Annotated in this window: 12 protein-coding genes and 2 pseudogenes; 3 read left to right on the top strand and 11 right to left on the bottom strand. The window is 62.8% G+C overall.

Translation table 11 applies throughout. The annotated features are described in order from the left end of the window. Positions 1 to 29 precede the first annotated feature (29 nt). The 9 genes and pseudogenes from NKI06_RS17830 to NKI06_RS17790 all read right to left on the bottom strand — a co-directional run bounded on the left by NKI06_RS17830 (position 30) and on the right by NKI06_RS17790 (position 8,648). Positions 30 to 1,121, bottom strand: a complete 1,092-nt coding sequence (locus NKI06_RS17830) for a 3-deoxy-7-phosphoheptulonate synthase (protein WP_352986425.1) — start codon at positions 1,119 to 1,121, stop codon at positions 30 to 32. A gap of 473 nt (positions 1,122 to 1,594) precedes the next feature. Next, positions 1,595 to 2,016 (bottom strand): annotated as a pseudogene (locus tag NKI06_RS17825) (type II toxin-antitoxin system VapC family toxin). Positions 2,017 to 2,022: 6 nt separating this feature from the next. After that, a pseudogene (locus NKI06_RS17820) lies at positions 2,023 to 2,271 on the bottom strand (type II toxin-antitoxin system Phd/YefM family antitoxin); the annotation flags it as partial. Positions 2,272 to 2,343: 72 nt separating this feature from the next. After that, positions 2,344 to 3,138 carry an SDR family oxidoreductase gene (locus NKI06_RS17815; protein WP_023687411.1) on the bottom strand — a complete coding sequence of 265 codons (795 nt, stop codon included), beginning with the start codon at positions 3,136 to 3,138 and terminating at the stop codon, positions 2,344 to 2,346. Positions 3,139 to 3,168: 30 nt separating this feature from the next. Continuing rightward, positions 3,169 to 4,164 carry an inositol 2-dehydrogenase gene (iolG, locus tag NKI06_RS17810; RefSeq protein ID WP_352986423.1) on the bottom strand — a complete coding sequence of 332 codons (996 nt, stop codon included), beginning with the start codon at positions 4,162 to 4,164 and terminating at the stop codon, positions 3,169 to 3,171. A 113-nt stretch (positions 4,165 to 4,277) separates the two neighbouring features. Next, positions 4,278 to 5,060: an ATP-binding cassette domain-containing protein gene (locus tag NKI06_RS17805; RefSeq protein ID WP_027049093.1), complete on the bottom strand. Its 783-nt coding sequence runs from the start codon at positions 5,058 to 5,060 to the stop codon at positions 4,278 to 4,280. A 2-nt stretch (positions 5,061 to 5,062) separates the two neighbouring features. After that, a complete protein-coding gene (locus NKI06_RS17800; protein ID WP_352656462.1) occupies positions 5,063 to 6,139 on the bottom strand; it encodes an ABC transporter permease in 1,077 nt (358 codons plus the stop codon). Positions 6,140 to 6,299: 160 nt separating this feature from the next. Next, positions 6,300 to 7,241 carry a sugar ABC transporter substrate-binding protein gene (locus NKI06_RS17795; RefSeq protein ID WP_023684065.1) on the bottom strand — a complete coding sequence of 314 codons (942 nt, stop codon included), beginning with the start codon at positions 7,239 to 7,241 and terminating at the stop codon, positions 6,300 to 6,302. A 375-nt stretch (positions 7,242 to 7,616) separates the two neighbouring features. Next, entirely contained in the window at positions 7,617 to 8,648 is a 1,032-nt protein-coding gene (locus tag NKI06_RS17790; RefSeq protein WP_023684066.1) for a LacI family DNA-binding transcriptional regulator, read from the bottom strand. A 174-nt stretch (positions 8,649 to 8,822) separates the two neighbouring features. Here NKI06_RS17790 and NKI06_RS17785 point away from each other — a divergent pair, with 174 nt between their 5' ends. The 3 genes from NKI06_RS17785 (at position 8,823) to NKI06_RS17775 (ending at position 11,560) form a co-directional block, all read left to right on the top strand. Then, the gene (locus NKI06_RS17785; protein ID WP_352986420.1) at positions 8,823 to 9,926 is read left to right on the top strand and encodes a fatty acid desaturase family protein; all 1,104 of its coding nucleotides are present in this window, start codon (positions 8,823 to 8,825) and stop codon (positions 9,924 to 9,926) included. An 85-nt stretch (positions 9,927 to 10,011) separates the two neighbouring features. Beyond that, positions 10,012 to 10,326 carry a MocE family 2Fe-2S type ferredoxin gene (locus NKI06_RS17780; protein ID WP_023672328.1) on the top strand — a complete coding sequence of 105 codons (315 nt, stop codon included), beginning with the start codon at positions 10,012 to 10,014 and terminating at the stop codon, positions 10,324 to 10,326. A gap of 16 nt (positions 10,327 to 10,342) precedes the next feature. Next, on the top strand, positions 10,343 to 11,560 hold the full coding sequence (locus tag NKI06_RS17775; protein WP_352986418.1) for an NAD(P)/FAD-dependent oxidoreductase: 1,218 nt from the start codon (positions 10,343 to 10,345) through the stop codon (positions 11,558 to 11,560). Between the two features lie 153 nt (positions 11,561 to 11,713). Here the strand turns inward: NKI06_RS17775 and NKI06_RS17770 are convergent, their stop codons facing one another. Next, the gene (locus NKI06_RS17770; protein WP_352986416.1) at positions 11,714 to 12,670 is read right to left on the bottom strand and encodes a DUF1402 family protein; all 957 of its coding nucleotides are present in this window, start codon (positions 12,668 to 12,670) and stop codon (positions 11,714 to 11,716) included. A 323-nt stretch (positions 12,671 to 12,993) separates the two neighbouring features. Then, complete coding sequence (gene hslU / locus NKI06_RS17765) at positions 12,994 to 14,307, bottom strand: ATP-dependent protease ATPase subunit HslU (RefSeq protein WP_352986414.1); 1,314 nt, start codon at positions 14,305 to 14,307, stop codon at positions 12,994 to 12,996. Positions 14,308 to 14,311: the final 4 nt, after the last annotated feature.

Here is a 14,311-nt window from a genome sequence, read left to right as displayed (position 1 = left end):
GCAGCGTCCTTCCCGCGCATCGCCTCGTATCAGGCGGCGCCCGGCCGGTTCTCCATCATGGCGCGGCGGGCTGAGCGGCGCCATTCTACGGCGCCGGCGAGGCCGTGCAGCACCGTCTCTGTGGTCGCCCAGTCGATGCAGCCATCTGTGATGCTCTGGCCATAGACGAGCGGCTTGCCTGATACCACGTCCTGCCGGCCGGCGACGAGATTGCTCTCGATCATGACCCCGATGATACGCTCGTCCCCTGCTGCCACCTGGCCGGCGACATCGGCCGCCACCTTCGGCTGGTTCTCCGGCTTCTTGCTCGAGTTGGCGTGGCTGACATCGATCATCAGACGGGGGGCGACGCCGATGCGGGCAAGTTCGACCGAGGCCGCCTCGACGCTCGCCGCATCGTAATTCGGCTGAACGCCGCCGCGCAGGATGACGTGGCAGTCCTCATTGCCGGTAGTAGTCGCAATGCCGCTGCGTCCGCCCTTGGTCACCGCCATGAAATGATGCGCCTGGGCGGCGGATTTCACCGCCTCGGCGGCGATCCTGAGATTGCCGTCGGTGCCGTTCTTGAAGCCGACCGGGCAGGACAGGCCGGAAGCCAGTTCGCGGTGGATCTGGCTCTCGGTGGTGCGCGCGCCGATGGCGCCCCAGGCGACGAGGTCGGCAATGTATTGCGGCGTCGTCATGTCGAGGAATTCGGTCGCTGCGGGCAGGCCGAGATTGTTGACCGCCGACAGCACGTTGCGCGCCATCCGCAGCCCCTTGTCGATGTTGAAGCTGCCGTCGAGGTCGGGGTCGTTGATCAGGCCCTTCCAGCCGACGGTCGTGCGCGGCTTTTCGAAATAGACCCGCATGACGATCTCCAACCGGTCGCACAGGGTCTCGCGCAGCGCCACCAGCCGGCTGGCATAGTCAACGGCCGCGACCGGGTCGTGGATCGAACACGGGCCGACGATGACAAGCAGCCGGTCGTCGGTGCCGTTCAAGATGGCATGGGTGGCGTTGCGTGAGGCGCTCACGGTGCGCGTTGCCGTCAGCGTGCGCGGGATCTCCCGCATCACCTGGTCCGGCGTGCTCAATTCTCGGATTTCCTTGACCCGAAGATCGTCTGTGGTGGTCAACACGGCTTTCTGCTCCTGTTTTTAGGGAGACCTGCCGGCTGATACAAAAAAGCCGCCAGGTCTGGCGGCTGTTCGGACTTGTTGCTGCAATCTTCAGATCGAGCGCAATCCTCCCGCCGCCAGCGAGCTCGTAAAGTACCAATAGGTGGCGGTCAGGTTGATCATGAGGCTCATATAGTCGATGCGGGGGTGTTTGTCACGTGGGGTATGCGGAGACAATTCGGGATGGGCCGAATCCTCGCGATTTCGTCATCCCTGGGCGGAGCAGGAGCGAAGCTCCGTCGCGGAGACCCTGGGATCCATTCCGTGACCTGGGCCGTGGAGTGCGGCGGAGCAGAATTCTGGACCGTAGCAGCGCTCTGAAGTCGCGGCGTGGATCCTCGGGTCTGCGCTGCGTCGCTACGCTCCTTGCTCCGCCCGTGGATGACGAAGTGCCGGCGGTTCGCCAATCGCCAACACGTATAACGCGGAGCGGCTCATGCGGTCCAGGGATCGAAGAGTTCAAGCCCAAAGCCTTCGAAATCTTTCGTATTGCACGTTGCCAAGGTGAGCTCGTGCGCAATCGCAGTGGCTGCGATCAGGCCGTCCATCGACGACAGACCACGACCGCGGCGCTTCGCAAGACCCATCAGGTCGCCCCAGGCAAGGCAACCGCATCGTCCACCGGCAAAACCCGCTGTTCGAAGCGCTGGGGCAGGTCCCGGGCGAGCCATTCGGCCAGCGCCTCGCGTTTGCGGCCCTCATCCATCAGAGAGACGCCGCGCCGGATCTCGGCGATCGACACTACGCTGATGAAGGAGCGGTCCTCATCAAGCGCGTCCAGCCAGCCCAGGACACGTGCGACAGGCGCTGGCCTCGTCACCTCGGACAGGACATTCGTGTCGAGCAGCAGTCTCACAGCGGCACGCGGTTCGTCGCGCTGACGTTCAAGCTCGAGATCGGCGCCGCGCAGCGGCGAGTCCAGCAGGAACTCGGCAAGCGTACCCTTGCGTGCGATCTTGCGCTGCCATTCCTCGGCCGAGACGACAACCACGCTTGGTTTGCCGTTCTTGGTGATCGTCTGCGGCGAGGACTGTGCGCGCTCGATGACCTCGGAGAGCCGGGCTTTTGCCCCGGCAACCGTCCAGTTGGTGTCTTTGGATGACGTTAGCATCGCATCCCTCGTGACTAGCCTGACTATCATGACTATCTGGGAATGGCGATGTTGCTGCAACAGGGTTTGAAGCTACTCCGGCGAGGTCCCCGCGACGTTCTGGTCATAGTCGACCAGCGAGCCGGTCATGACACCGGATTGCGGGCTGGCCATGTAGCTGATCAGCCGCGCCAGTTGGTCGGGCTTCACCAGTTGGCCCATGGGCTGGCCGGCCTCTGCCTTTGCCAGCCAGTCGTCGGAGGCACCGTGCCATTTCTTCTGCACGATGTCCTCGCCCTCAGTGTCCATCCAGCCCGGCAGAACGGCGTTGCAGCGGATGCGGTTGGAGCGATAGGCGTTGGCGACGTTCTTGGTCAGTGTCGCCAGTGCACCCTTGCTCGATGAATAGGGCGCCAGGAACGACTGGCCGCAATGCGCCGACATAGAGAGCACGTTGACGATCGAGCCCGGCGCCTTCTTGTCCAGCAGATGCGCCACCACGCCCTGCATCAGGAAGAAGGGACCACGCACATTGGTGTGGAAAATCTGGTCGAACACCTCTTCCGAAGTTTCGACAAGTGAACCACGCGCGGACGTGGCGGCGGCGTTGACCAGCGCGTTGATGGTGTCGAAATGCGAGACGGCGGTGGCCACGGCGCGCTTGCAGTCCGCCACTTTCGAGACGTCGGCGCTGATGAAGATCGCATCGACGCCTGCCTTCTTGAAGTGGGCGACAGCCTTGTCGCCCTTCTCCTGCGAACGGCCGATCAGCGCCAGCGCCTTGCAGCCTTCGTCGGCCAAGGCCTCGGCAACGGCGAAGCCGATGCCTTGCGCGCCGCCGGTGACGATGGCGCGCGTGTTCGAATTGCGATCGGCTGATGTGCTCATCGCTCTGCTCCTGTGCCCTGGTTTCGGTTCTTACTTGTCGAGGCGGACGGTCTTGCCCGATGTCGCCGATTTCAGCGCCGCATCGGCCAGCTTCAGCGCCACGAGGCCGTCGGCGCCGCTCGGCGATGCCTTCTTGCCCGAGGTTGCAGCAGTGATGAAGGCGGCAATCTCGATGGCGTAGGCGTCGAGATAGCGGGTCATGAAGAAATCGTGCAGCGGCGGGCGGGTGTAACCCTTCTCGTTGGCGACTTCGATCGACACCGGCCGCTGGTTTTCGGCGGCGACCATGCCCTTGGACCCATGCACCTCGATGCGCTGGTCGTAGCCATAGGTGGCGCGGCGCGAATTGGAGATGACGGCCTGTTTGCCGGACGCGGTCTCGAGGATGACGCTGACCGAATCGAAATCGCCGGCCTCGCCGATCTTCTTGTCGACCAGCACCGAAGCATGGGCGCTGACCGCCGCCACCTCTTCGCCGAGCAGGAAGCGCGCCATGTCGAAATCGTGGATGGTCATGTCGCGAAAAATGCCGCCCGAGCGCTTGATGTAGTCGACCGGCGGCGCACCTGGATCGCGCGAGGTGATGGTGACCATCTCGACCTTGCCGATGGCGCCGTCGTCGATCGCCTTGCGCACGGCGGCGAAATGCGGATCGAAGCGGCGGTTGAAACCGACCATCAGCGTCGCCTTGGCCTTGTCGACCACGGCCAGGCATTTCTCGACACGCTTGACGTCGAGGTCGATCGGCTTCTCGCAGAAGATCGCCTTGCCGGCCTTGGCGAAACGCTCGATCAGATCGGCATGGGTGTCGGTCGGCGTGCAGATGACCACGGCGTCGATGTCCTTGGCCTTCTCGATCGCGTCGATGGTGCGCACTTCGGCGCCATAGGCGGTTGCCAACTCGGTCGCCGCCTTTTCAAAAGCGTCGGCAACGGCCACCAGTCTGGCCTGCGGGTTGGAGCCGACGGCGCGGGCATGGACCTTGCCGATGCGGCCGGCACCGAGGAGGGCGAAACGAACAGTCATGGGGTATTTCCTCTGGGGGGATGGGTTCGAGAGAGTTGTGTCTCCACCTTCCTTTTGAGAAAGGTGGCAAGATAATTTTTCGAGCACGCCAGAAAACAGGATGACCATCCTGTTCAGGCCGCGAGTTCCGCCTCCCCGGTCTTGGCGCCAGTGATGTAGGAGACGATGTCGTTGCCGTCGGTGTTTTCCTTGCGCAGGTTGGCGACGATGCGGCCGCGCCGGAAGACGACGATGCGGTCGCACAGGTCGAACACCTGGCGCATGTTGTGGCTGATCAGGATCAGCGGCTCGCCATTGTCCTTCAGCGTGCGGATGATGTTCTCGACCTGCGCCGTCTCCTGCACGCCAAGGGCTGCCGTCGGCTCGTCCATGATGATCAGCTTGGAGGCGAAGGTCGCGGTCCGGGCGATCGCAACGCACTGGCGCTGGCCGCCCGACATGTGGCGAATGGTGTTGGACAAATTGGGGATTTTCACTGCCGTGCGGATCAGCGCCGCCTCGGTCGCCTTGCGCATGTATTTGCGGTCGAGGATCGAGAACGGCCCGAGATTGAAAAGCACCTTTTCGCGGCCGAGGAACAGGTTCGACGGCACGTCGAGATCGTCGGCCAGCGCCAGGTTCTGGAACACGGTCTCGATGCCCGCCGTGCGCGCTTCGATCGGCCCGGCAAAATTCACTTCCCTGCCGTCGAACCAGATCTGGCCACTGGTGCGTTGCTCGACGGCGGTGATCTGGCGCACGAAGGTCGATTTGCCGGCGCCATTGTCGCCCATGATGGCGACATGCTCGCCCTTGCGCAGCTCGAAATTCGCGCCTTCCAGCGCGTGCACGCCGCCATAACGCTTGGTCAGGTTTTCGGTCTTCAGGACGATGTCTGTCGTGGAGATATCTGGCATGGTCAAGCCCTCAATGCCCGCATGCGCTGGCGCCATTGGTCGAGAACGACCGCGCCGACGATGATCACGCCCTTGACCATCTCCTGATAGTAGGCGTCGAGGCGCAGGAAGGTGAAGCCGGAAATGATGACGCCGAAGATCAGCGAGCCGATCACGGTGCCGACGATCGAGCCGCGACCGCCCGACAAAGAGACGCCGCCGATGACCGCCATTGCGATGGCGTCGAGCTCGTACATGACGCCCATGCCGGACTGTGCCGTCAGGTTCTTGGAGGAGAGCACGATGGCGGCCAGCGCGGCGAGGATGCCGGCAATGACGTAGACGAGGATCTTGTGGTTGGCGATCTTGATGCCGGACATGCGCGCGGCATCCTCGTTGGAGCCGATGGCATAGCAATGCTTGCCGTAGCGTGTGTAGGTCATGATCAGCTGGAACAGCACCGCCAGCGACAGGAAGATGATGACCGGCATCAGGCCCTTGCCGATACCAGCGAAACTTTCGGTCGGAAACGAGATCGGCTGACCCTTGGACCACCATTTGGCAATGCCGCGCGCAGTCACCATCATGCCGAGCGTGGCAATGAACGGCGGAATGCGCGTGTATGCAATCAAGGAGCCGTTGACGAGACCGGCGAGCAGACCGCAGCCGATGGCGACTAGTACCGGCACGACGACCGGCAGGTCGGTCCAGCCTTGCGCCAGGAACATCGCCTTGGGGTTGGGATTACCGTTGACCGTCGCCACCTGGGCAAAACTCATGGCGATCATGGCGGTGGCGCCGACGATCGAGCCCGAGGACAAGTCGATGCCGCCGCAAATGATCACCTGCGTGACGCCGATGGCGATGATGCCGACGATCGACACCTGCAGGATGATGATCTGCAGGCGGGCCTCATTGAAGATGCCGGCGACGTTGTCGCGCGTGTTGAACAGGAAGCTGTCGCCAAGAAAGATGCGGCCGATCATTTCGAAGATGACGACCAGAATGACCAGCGCCAGGAAGACGTTGAATTCGGCCGGCCATGTCCGCCTCTTCGCGTCATAGCTGACCCCGCCGACGCCATGAGATGTCTGTGACATGCCTTGTCCTCCGTGAGGCCGCATTTGCCCTTCCGCCCCTCAGGGCGGTGGGGAAAACGGGAGCGGCGCGGTTGCGCCGCTCTCTTGTTTGTTGTCGCAATTCCGGACGGAAAACCGCTTCACACTTTTTCCTGGAATTGCTTACGCGTGAGTTGCCGGCTCAGTTCTTCTTCAGGAACTTGTCGATGTTGGCCGGCGTAACCAGCTGGAAGGGCACGTAGACCTTGTGCTCGACCTTCTCGCCCTTGGCGAGCTTCAGTGCCGCGTCGAGCGCGCCGGCGCCCTGGCCGGCCGCATCCTGGAACACGGTGGCATCGAGGTCGCCGGCCTGCATGGCGGCAAGCGCGTCCTGCGTGGCGTCGACACCGCCGACGACGACCGTCTTCATGTCGATGTTGGCGGCCTTCATCGCCTGGATGGCGCCGATGGCGCTTTCGTCATTGTTGGCGATGACGCCGTCGAACGGCTTGCCGGTTGACAGCCAGTTGGTCATCAGGTTCTGCGCTTCGTCGCGGTTCCAGTTCGAAGTCTGCTTGTCGATGATCTTGATGAAGCTGCACTCCGGCGTGGCGATCACCTCTTCGATGTCCTTGGTGCGCTGCACGGCGGCCTGGTTGGAAAGCTCGCCCATGATGACATAGACATTGGCTTCCTTCTTGCCGGCCTCGGTGAACAGGCGGCAGACTTCCTTGGTCTCGAGCGTGCCTGAATCGGCCTCGTTCGACGCGACGAAGGCCTGGTTGTCCGGCAGCGTGTCGACATTGACCGGCTGGCGGTTGACATAGACCAACGGGATCTTGGCGGCTGCGGCGGCGTCCGACATCGCCTGCGTGGCCGAGGTGTCGACCGGGTTGACGATGATGGCGTCGACGCCCGAGGCGGCGAAGTTCTTGATCTGGTCGAGCTGCTTGGCGACGTCGTTCTGCGCGTCCTCGACCTGCAGTTCCACGCCGCTCATGCCCTTGGCCTGCTCGATCATGCCGTTGCGCAGCACGGTGAGGAAGTTGTCGTCGAACTTGGCCATCGACACGCCGACCTTGGCGGCAAAAGCGGACGAACTCATCAGCGCCGCAAAGGCGACGCCCAAAATCAGTTTCTTCATTGTGTTTCTCCTCCACATTGGTGTCCGGCTGCACCGATCTACCCGGAATCCCCGATAGCCCGAGGAATCTCTCCCTGATGCCTTCCTGTTCCGTATGGCGTTTTGTCCAAGGGATGGAACGCCAGGCTCCCAGTTTGAAACAGATGTTCCGGAACGAAAGAACCAAAATACCAATCTAATGAAATATTTATTCCATTTTTTCGCGAGACGTCAAGAGCGATTCCTAAGTCGGAATGCGGATTTTCGGTCGCCGCGCCGCAATTTCACGTCGAATCAAGGCCGACAGCGGCCCAGGCCGAGTCTGAAGGCAGAATCTGATAGATTCTATCATCGCCGGGAGAGCCCACGCCGAACGGGTCGGCGCGGCAGAACGCGTTAGATATTTTCCGGCAGATAGATGTCGAAGGGCAGAAAGGTCTGGCCCGGCGCGTTGGCGGCGCCGGCCTCGATGGAATGCGCCATCAGGTCGACAAGCTCGCGGCACAAGGCGGCGAGCGGCGTCGAGATCACCATTGTCAGGATGTTGTCGGCGAGTGCCGCGCGCGATTCGGCGTTGATCTCGTTGCAGACGACCACCGGCATGTTTGCGGGCTTCGCTGCGCGCAGCGCCGAGACCGCGCCTTCCATGCCGCCGCCGGCGACATAGCAGCCGGCAAGATCCGGATACCGCACCAGGAGATCGATCATCGCATCGTGGGTGACCTGGTTGGCTTCCAGATTGACCAGCGTTTCCATCACCGTGAAGTCCGGCGCATGTTCGCGGAAGAAGGAGCGAAATCCGATCTCGCGCAGTTCATGGCCGTGGAAGCGATGACTGCCGACGAAAAGGGCGACCTTGCCGGGGTTCTTTGCCGCCCTGGCGATCATCCAGGCCGCGGTGCGACCGACCTTGCGATTGTCGAGGCCGACATATCCCTCACGGATGCCAGCGGCAAAGTCGGACAGCAGCGAGAAGACAGGTTGCCCCCTCGCTTTCAGCGACTCCACGACCGCCGTCAGCGTCGGATGGTCCGGACCGACAACGGCGATTGCTCTGGATTTCGCTGCCAGCTTGCGCATCTGGGCGGCGATCTCGTCGGCGGCTAGCGAGCTGGCGAAATCGATGGTAGCGACGCCGCGGAAGCGCTGCGATTGCGAGACCGCCATTTCTAGCTCTCTCGCGAAATCGCCGTAAAAAACATCATTGCCCCGCAGCAGCAGAAAGCCGAGGCGGTATTCCGGCAATTCCTGGCGCATGCGCCGCTTGATCAGCCCGGCGGCGTGGTAGCCGATGCCGGTCGCCGCCTCATAGACGCGGCGCGCGGTTTCCTCGCGCACCGGCAGCCGGTTGTTCAGCACCCTGTCGACAGTGGCGACGCTAACGCCGGAGATGCGCGCCAGATCGGTGATGGTTGGCCGTTTTGCCATGACTGTCCCGCATGAGTGCCTGCAACTGCTTACATCGTTCTGATGGAAAATGATAGAAACTATCTTTGTGATATTGAGACTATCACCGCATGGCGCTATTTTGCGCTCGGACACAGGCGCCTGTAATGGACATATCCGTCCTGACGGATGCTGTGGCCGACGGAGGCAGCCCCTATGGAAGCGACACTATCCACACCACCGTCCCGGCGCGACTACAGCCTGATCGGCCGCGACGCCAAGCTCGCCGTCGAGACCGGCCTGTCGGCGGCCGAGTGGTATCACACCGATATTCCGCGCAAGCAGATGAAGGAGCTGATGCAGCGCTCCGATGGGCCGGCGATCCGCGACACCACGATCTGGCTCGCCGCGCTGATCCTGAGTGCCGCCGGCGGCGCCTGGTTCTGGGGCAGCTGGTGGTGCGTGCCGTTCTTCTTCGTCTATGGCGTGCTCTACGGCTCCTCCACCGACTCACGCTGGCACGAATGCGGCCACGGCACCGCCTTCCGCACCCAGTGGATGAACGACGCGGTTTACCAGATCGCCTGCTTCATGATCATGCGCAATCCGGTGACCTGGCGCTGGAGCCACACCCGCCACCACACCGACACCATCATCGTCGGCCGCGACCCGGAAATCTCGGTGATGCGCCCGCCGGACCTGTTGCGCGTCGCGCTTGCTTTCGTCGGCGTGATCGACGCCTGGAAGGCGATGTCGGACATGCTGCGCAACGCCGCCGGCAATATCAGCGCGGCGGAAAAGACTTTTATCCCCGAACAGGAGCAGCCTAAAGCCATTCGCATCGCCCGAATCTGGACGGCCATCTATGCCGTCACCATCGCGATCACACTGTATTTCGGCTCATGGCTGCCGCTGATGCTGGTCGGGCTGCCCCGGCTCTACGGCGCCTGGCATCATGTCATGGTCGGCCTGCTGCAGCATGGCGGGCTCGCGGAAAATGTCATCGACCACCGGCTGAACAGCCGCACCGTCTACATGAACCCGGTCAGCCGCTTCATCTACTGGAACATGAACTATCACGTCGAACACCACATGTTCCCGATGGTGCCCTATCATGCGCTGCCTAAGCTGCATGCGCTGATCAAGCACGATCTGCCGGCGCCGACGCCGTCGATCATGGCCGGCTACCGCGAGATGATCCCGGCCTTTTTGCGCCAGCTGCGCAACGAGGACTATTTCCTCAAGCGCGAACTGCCGCCGACGGCGCGGCCGTACCGCGAGGAATTCCACAACGACGTCGTCGCCGCCGCGGCGGAATGATCGCGCGATTAAGCTTTTGTTTTGACGCAACTCCGAACGGAAAACCGCAACGCACTTTTCCTGGAATTGCTTTTGGGAGGAACACATGAGCGACTGGATCGAAGCCTGCGCCGCCGGCGACATCGACGAAGAAGATGTGATGCGCTTCGATCATGGCGGCCGCACCTTCGCCATTTATCGCAGCCCCGATGACGACTACTTCGCCACCGATGGCCTGTGCACGCACGAAAAGGTGCATCTGGCCGACGGGCTGGTGATGGATGACATCATCGAGTGCCCCAAGCACAATGGCCGCTTCAATTACAAGACGGGGGCGGCACGCGGCGCGCCGGTTTGCGTCAATCTCGCCACGTATCCGGTAAAGGTCGAGGCCGGCAAAGTGCTGATCCAGATCGGGTAGGACCATGCAGGCGGGAATGGTCATCATTGGCGCCGGCGAGTGCGGCGGGCGGGCAGCCCTTGCTCTGCGCGAGCTGGGCTATGACGGGCCGGTGACGCTGGTGGGTGACGAACCCCATCTGCCCTATGAGCGGCCGCCCCTGTCCAAGGACGCAATGACGAGCGACGCGGCCGAGATCAAGACGATCGCCAGCGACGAAATTCTGGCCGAGAAGTCGATCCGGCATATCCATTCCGTTCAAGCGGTGGCGATCGACCGCCCGGCGCATATGGTGCGGCTGTCGGACGGTTCGGCCCTGCCCTACGACAAGCTGTTGCTGGCGACCGGCTCGACACCGCGCAAGCTGCCGATGCCGGGATTGGGGTCGCGCTGCGTCTACCTCCGCACCTTTGCCGACGCGCTGGCCATTCGCGCCCACCTCAGCCCGGCAAACCGCATCGCCATCATTGGTGGTGGCTTTATCGGCCTGGAGCTCGCCGCTTCGGCGCGCAAGCTCGGGGCCAGCGTCACGGTCATTGAGGCGCAGCCGCGCATCCTCATGCGCGGGGTGCCGGCGGAGATCGCTGAAATCATCCATCAGGCGCATGAGGCCGAAGGCGTGACCGTGCTCACCGGTCAGGGCATCGCTGATATCGCCGACGACGGCGCTGAGGTGCACATCATGCTCGCCGATGGGCAGGACATCGTCGCCGATCTCGCCGTCATCGGCATCGGCGCCGTGCCGGTGACCGGGCTTGCCGCGGAAGCGGGCCTGACCGTCGATAACGGCATCGCCGTCAATGGCGAACTCCAAACAATCGATCCCGAGATCTTCGCCGCCGGCGATTGCTGCTCGTTTCCGCTCGCTGTCTATGCTGGCCGGCGGGTGCGGCTGGAAGCCTGGCGCAATGCGCAGGAACAGGGTGCGCTGGCCGCGAAGAACATGCTGGGCGCCCGCGAAGCGCATGCCGCGGTGCCATGGTTCTGGTCGGATCAGTATGGTTTGTCGCTGCAGATCGCCGGCCTTTCGGACGAGGGCAAAAGCACGGTCCGCCGCGATCTCGGCGACGGTGCTTTTATTCTGTTTCATCTGGCCGAGGATGGCAGGCTGGTGGCGGCGAGCGGCCTCGGTACGGGCAATGCCGTGGCGCGCGACATCAGGCTGGCCGAGATGCTGATCGCGAAACGGGCTAGGCCGGCGCCGGAGGCGTTGGGGTCGCAGGCGGTCAAATTGAAGTCGCTGCTGGCGGCGTGAACCCACCCTCCCCTTGTGGGGTCCGAAGGACGGGCGAGACCCGTGGCTCGCCTCGGCAAGTCGCTGCGAAGCAGCGAGGTGGGGGGCGGCGCAGACCCCCACCCGGACCTTCGGTCCGACCTCCCCACAAGGGGGAGGTAAAGGGCCCCAGCCCTAAAACAGCGCCTTCAGCTCGTCCAGCTTGTCGTTGACCAGCCAGCCGTAATAATTCTCCTCGGGCAGTTTGACCGTCTCACCCGCGGCGCGGCGCTTGTCGTTCTCAGCCTTCAGCGCATAGGCGCGCTGCTCGGGATTGCCGACATTGTAGAGCGTGGCGGTCAGCCCCGGATTGCCTGAGATGTCGAAGCCGGCAATGTTTTTGTAGGCGTCGACCGATTTTCTGATCGTCGCTGCGACGTAGGGCAATGTCAGATCCGGATCCATGATCGTCTTGTAGACCCCATTGGGGTCGCCGACATCGAGTTCGGGCAGCCCCGAAACCTTATGCACGAGATCGCTCATCTGCAGCGCGGTCAGCGGGTTGAGCTGGCCGAGGCCAAAGGTCTGGCCGGCATAATAGGGCTGGAAGAAGGTGGCGCCGAAGCGGTCGTTGGGAAAGCTTGTGCCGCCGACGGTCTTGCCGCGGAAGGAGCGGTTCCACACCTGCTCGCGGCATTCCCACAGGTCGTAGCTGTCCGACATTGTGCACTTCTTGAATTCCGGCCGCTGCACGAAATCGGTGATGTCCTCGCCGTCATAGGCGAAGGACAGCTTGCTGGAGAGGTAGGAAATCGCCTTGACGTAGTAGGTCTGCAGCCGGTCGTAGGCGTCGACATTGTAGGTGTGCTCGCCGACGATGGCGCCGACGATGTGCAAGGGGTTGATGCCGTAAGCGGCAGCCGCCTTCCTGATCTTGGCGCGCAGTTCGGCGTCGTTCTGAAGCAAGGCGTAGACCTTGCGGTATTTGGCCTGGAAGGTGGTGTTGGTGGCCTGGGTGCGGCGGCTGGAGGCGCCCGGTATGTCAGGTTGCACGGCATTGCGGTTGCCCGCCGGCACCAGTGTCGCCGCGTCGGCCGCGAACAGCGTCGCCGCCAGCGTCAAGCCGAGAATGAGCAGGATCAGTTTTTTCATGCGCCGCCGCCCAAGCAATTCCAGGAAAGTGTGAAACGGCTTTCCGTCCGGAATTGCGTCTAGAGAATTGCCGCGCAAACTAGGGAGTGCTCCCGGTTGAGTCGAGAGCGCCCTTGCACCCGGCAAGACGAAAGGTGGCCCGATGATACCATCCGGCCACACATCAACCTGTTAGCCGGATTGTTGCCTAAGCATCGGCCCAAAGATCGAAACCGATTTTTGGAAAGTCCTATGCGTCGATTCAATACTGCTAGAGCGACCTTTGCGTGTCCAAAGGACGCGCGGCGCTCTAATACCGGCGCCGGATGAACCGGCGCCCTCGTTTAAAGGATGAATCGCGACAAATCTGTGTTTCGCGAGAGGTCGCCGACATGCTTTTCCACATAGGCGGCGTCGATGGCGACGCTGGTGCCGTTGCGGTCCGGCGCGTCGTAGGAGATCTCGTCCAGCACACGCTCCATCACCGTCTGCAGGCGTCTCGCGCCGATGTTCTCGACACTGGCGTTGAGGTCGACGGCAATGCCGGCGAGCGAATCGATGGCGTCGTCGGTGAAGGTGAGATCGACGCCTTCGGTCTTCATCAGCGCGATATACTGCTTGATCAGGCTCGCCTCGGTCTCGGTGAGGATGCGAATGAAATCATCCTTCTCCAGGGCCCGCAACTCGACACGGATCGGCAGGCGGCCCTGCAATTCCGGCAACAGGTCGGAGGGCTTGGAGACATGGAATGCACCCGAGGCGATGAACAGTATGTGGTCGGTCTTCAACGGTCCGTATTTGGTCGCAACCGTCGTGCCTTCGATCAGCGGCAGCAGGTCGCGCTGCACGCCTTCGCGCGAGACGCCGGCGCCCATGCCACCTTCGCGCGAGGCGATCTTGTCGATCTCGTCGAGGAAGACGATGCCGTCATTTTCGGTCGCATCCAGCGCCCGGCGCACGACTTCGTCCTGGTCGAGCAGCTTGTCGGACTCGTCGTTGACCAGCAGCGCGTAGGATTCCTTGACCGTCGTCTTGCGCGCCTTGGTCTTCTTGCCACCGATCGCCTTCGACAGCATGTCGTTGATGTTGAGCACGCCGATATTAGCGCCCGGCATGCCGGGGATCTCGAAGCCGGGCATGCCGCCGGTGCCGGTGTCGGCAACCTCGATCTCGATCTCCTTGTCGTCGAGCTCGCCGTCGCGCAGCTTCTTGCGGAAGGAATCGCGGGTTGCCGGGCTCGCCGTCTTGCCGACCAGGGCTTCCAGCACGCGCTCCTCGGCGTTGAGGTGCGCGCGCGCCTTCACGTCCTCGCGCATCTTCTCGCGCACCAGGCCGATGGCGATCTCGACCAGGTCGCGGATGATCTGCTCGACATCGCGGCCGACATAGCCGACCTCGGTGAACTTGGTGGCCTCGACCTTGACGAAAGGCGCGCCGGCGAGCCGCGCCAGGCGGCGCGAGATCTCGGTCTTGCCGACGCCGGTCGGGCCGATCATCAGGATGTTCTTCGGCATCACCTCTTCGCGCATCTGGCCTTCCAGCTGCTGGCGGCGCCAGCGATTGCGCAAGGCGATGGCCACGGCGCGCTTGGCGTCCTTCTGGCCGATGATGAAGCGGTCGAGTTCCGAAACGATTTCACGGGGAGAGAAGGTGGTCATATCA

The organism is Mesorhizobium sp. M0772 (genome assembly GCF_040320135.1).
Classification (GTDB): domain Bacteria; phylum Pseudomonadota; class Alphaproteobacteria; order Rhizobiales; family Rhizobiaceae; genus Mesorhizobium.
This window is presented reverse-complemented; position numbering and strand designations above follow the sequence as displayed.

Coding starts and splice junctions, on each gene's coding strand:
- iolG (WP_352986423.1), bottom strand. CDS start 4,164: ATGACTGTTCGTTTCGCCCTCCTCGGTGCCGGCCGCATCGGCAAGGTC.
- NKI06_RS17795 (WP_023684065.1), bottom strand. CDS start 7,241: ATGAAGAAACTGATTTTGGGCGTCGCCTTTGCGGCGCTGATGAGTTCG.
- NKI06_RS17800 (WP_352656462.1), bottom strand. CDS start 6,139: ATGTCACAGACATCTCATGGCGTCGGCGGGGTCAGCTATGACGCGAAG.
- NKI06_RS17780 (WP_023672328.1), top strand. CDS start 10,012: ATGAGCGACTGGATCGAAGCCTGCGCCGCCGGCGACATCGACGAAGAA.
- NKI06_RS17790 (WP_023684066.1), bottom strand. CDS start 8,648: ATGGCAAAACGGCCAACCATCACCGATCTGGCGCGCATCTCCGGCGTT.
- NKI06_RS17815 (WP_023687411.1), bottom strand. CDS start 3,138: ATGAGCACATCAGCCGATCGCAATTCGAACACGCGCGCCATCGTCACC.
- NKI06_RS17785 (WP_352986420.1), top strand. CDS start 8,823: ATGGAAGCGACACTATCCACACCACCGTCCCGGCGCGACTACAGCCTG.
- hslU (WP_352986414.1), bottom strand. CDS start 14,307: ATGACCACCTTCTCTCCCCGTGAAATCGTTTCGGAACTCGACCGCTTC.
- NKI06_RS17805 (WP_027049093.1), bottom strand. CDS start 5,060: ATGCCAGATATCTCCACGACAGACATCGTCCTGAAGACCGAAAACCTG.
- NKI06_RS17775 (WP_352986418.1), top strand. CDS start 10,343: ATGGTCATCATTGGCGCCGGCGAGTGCGGCGGGCGGGCAGCCCTTGCT.
- NKI06_RS17770 (WP_352986416.1), bottom strand. CDS start 12,670: ATGAAAAAACTGATCCTGCTCATTCTCGGCTTGACGCTGGCGGCGACG.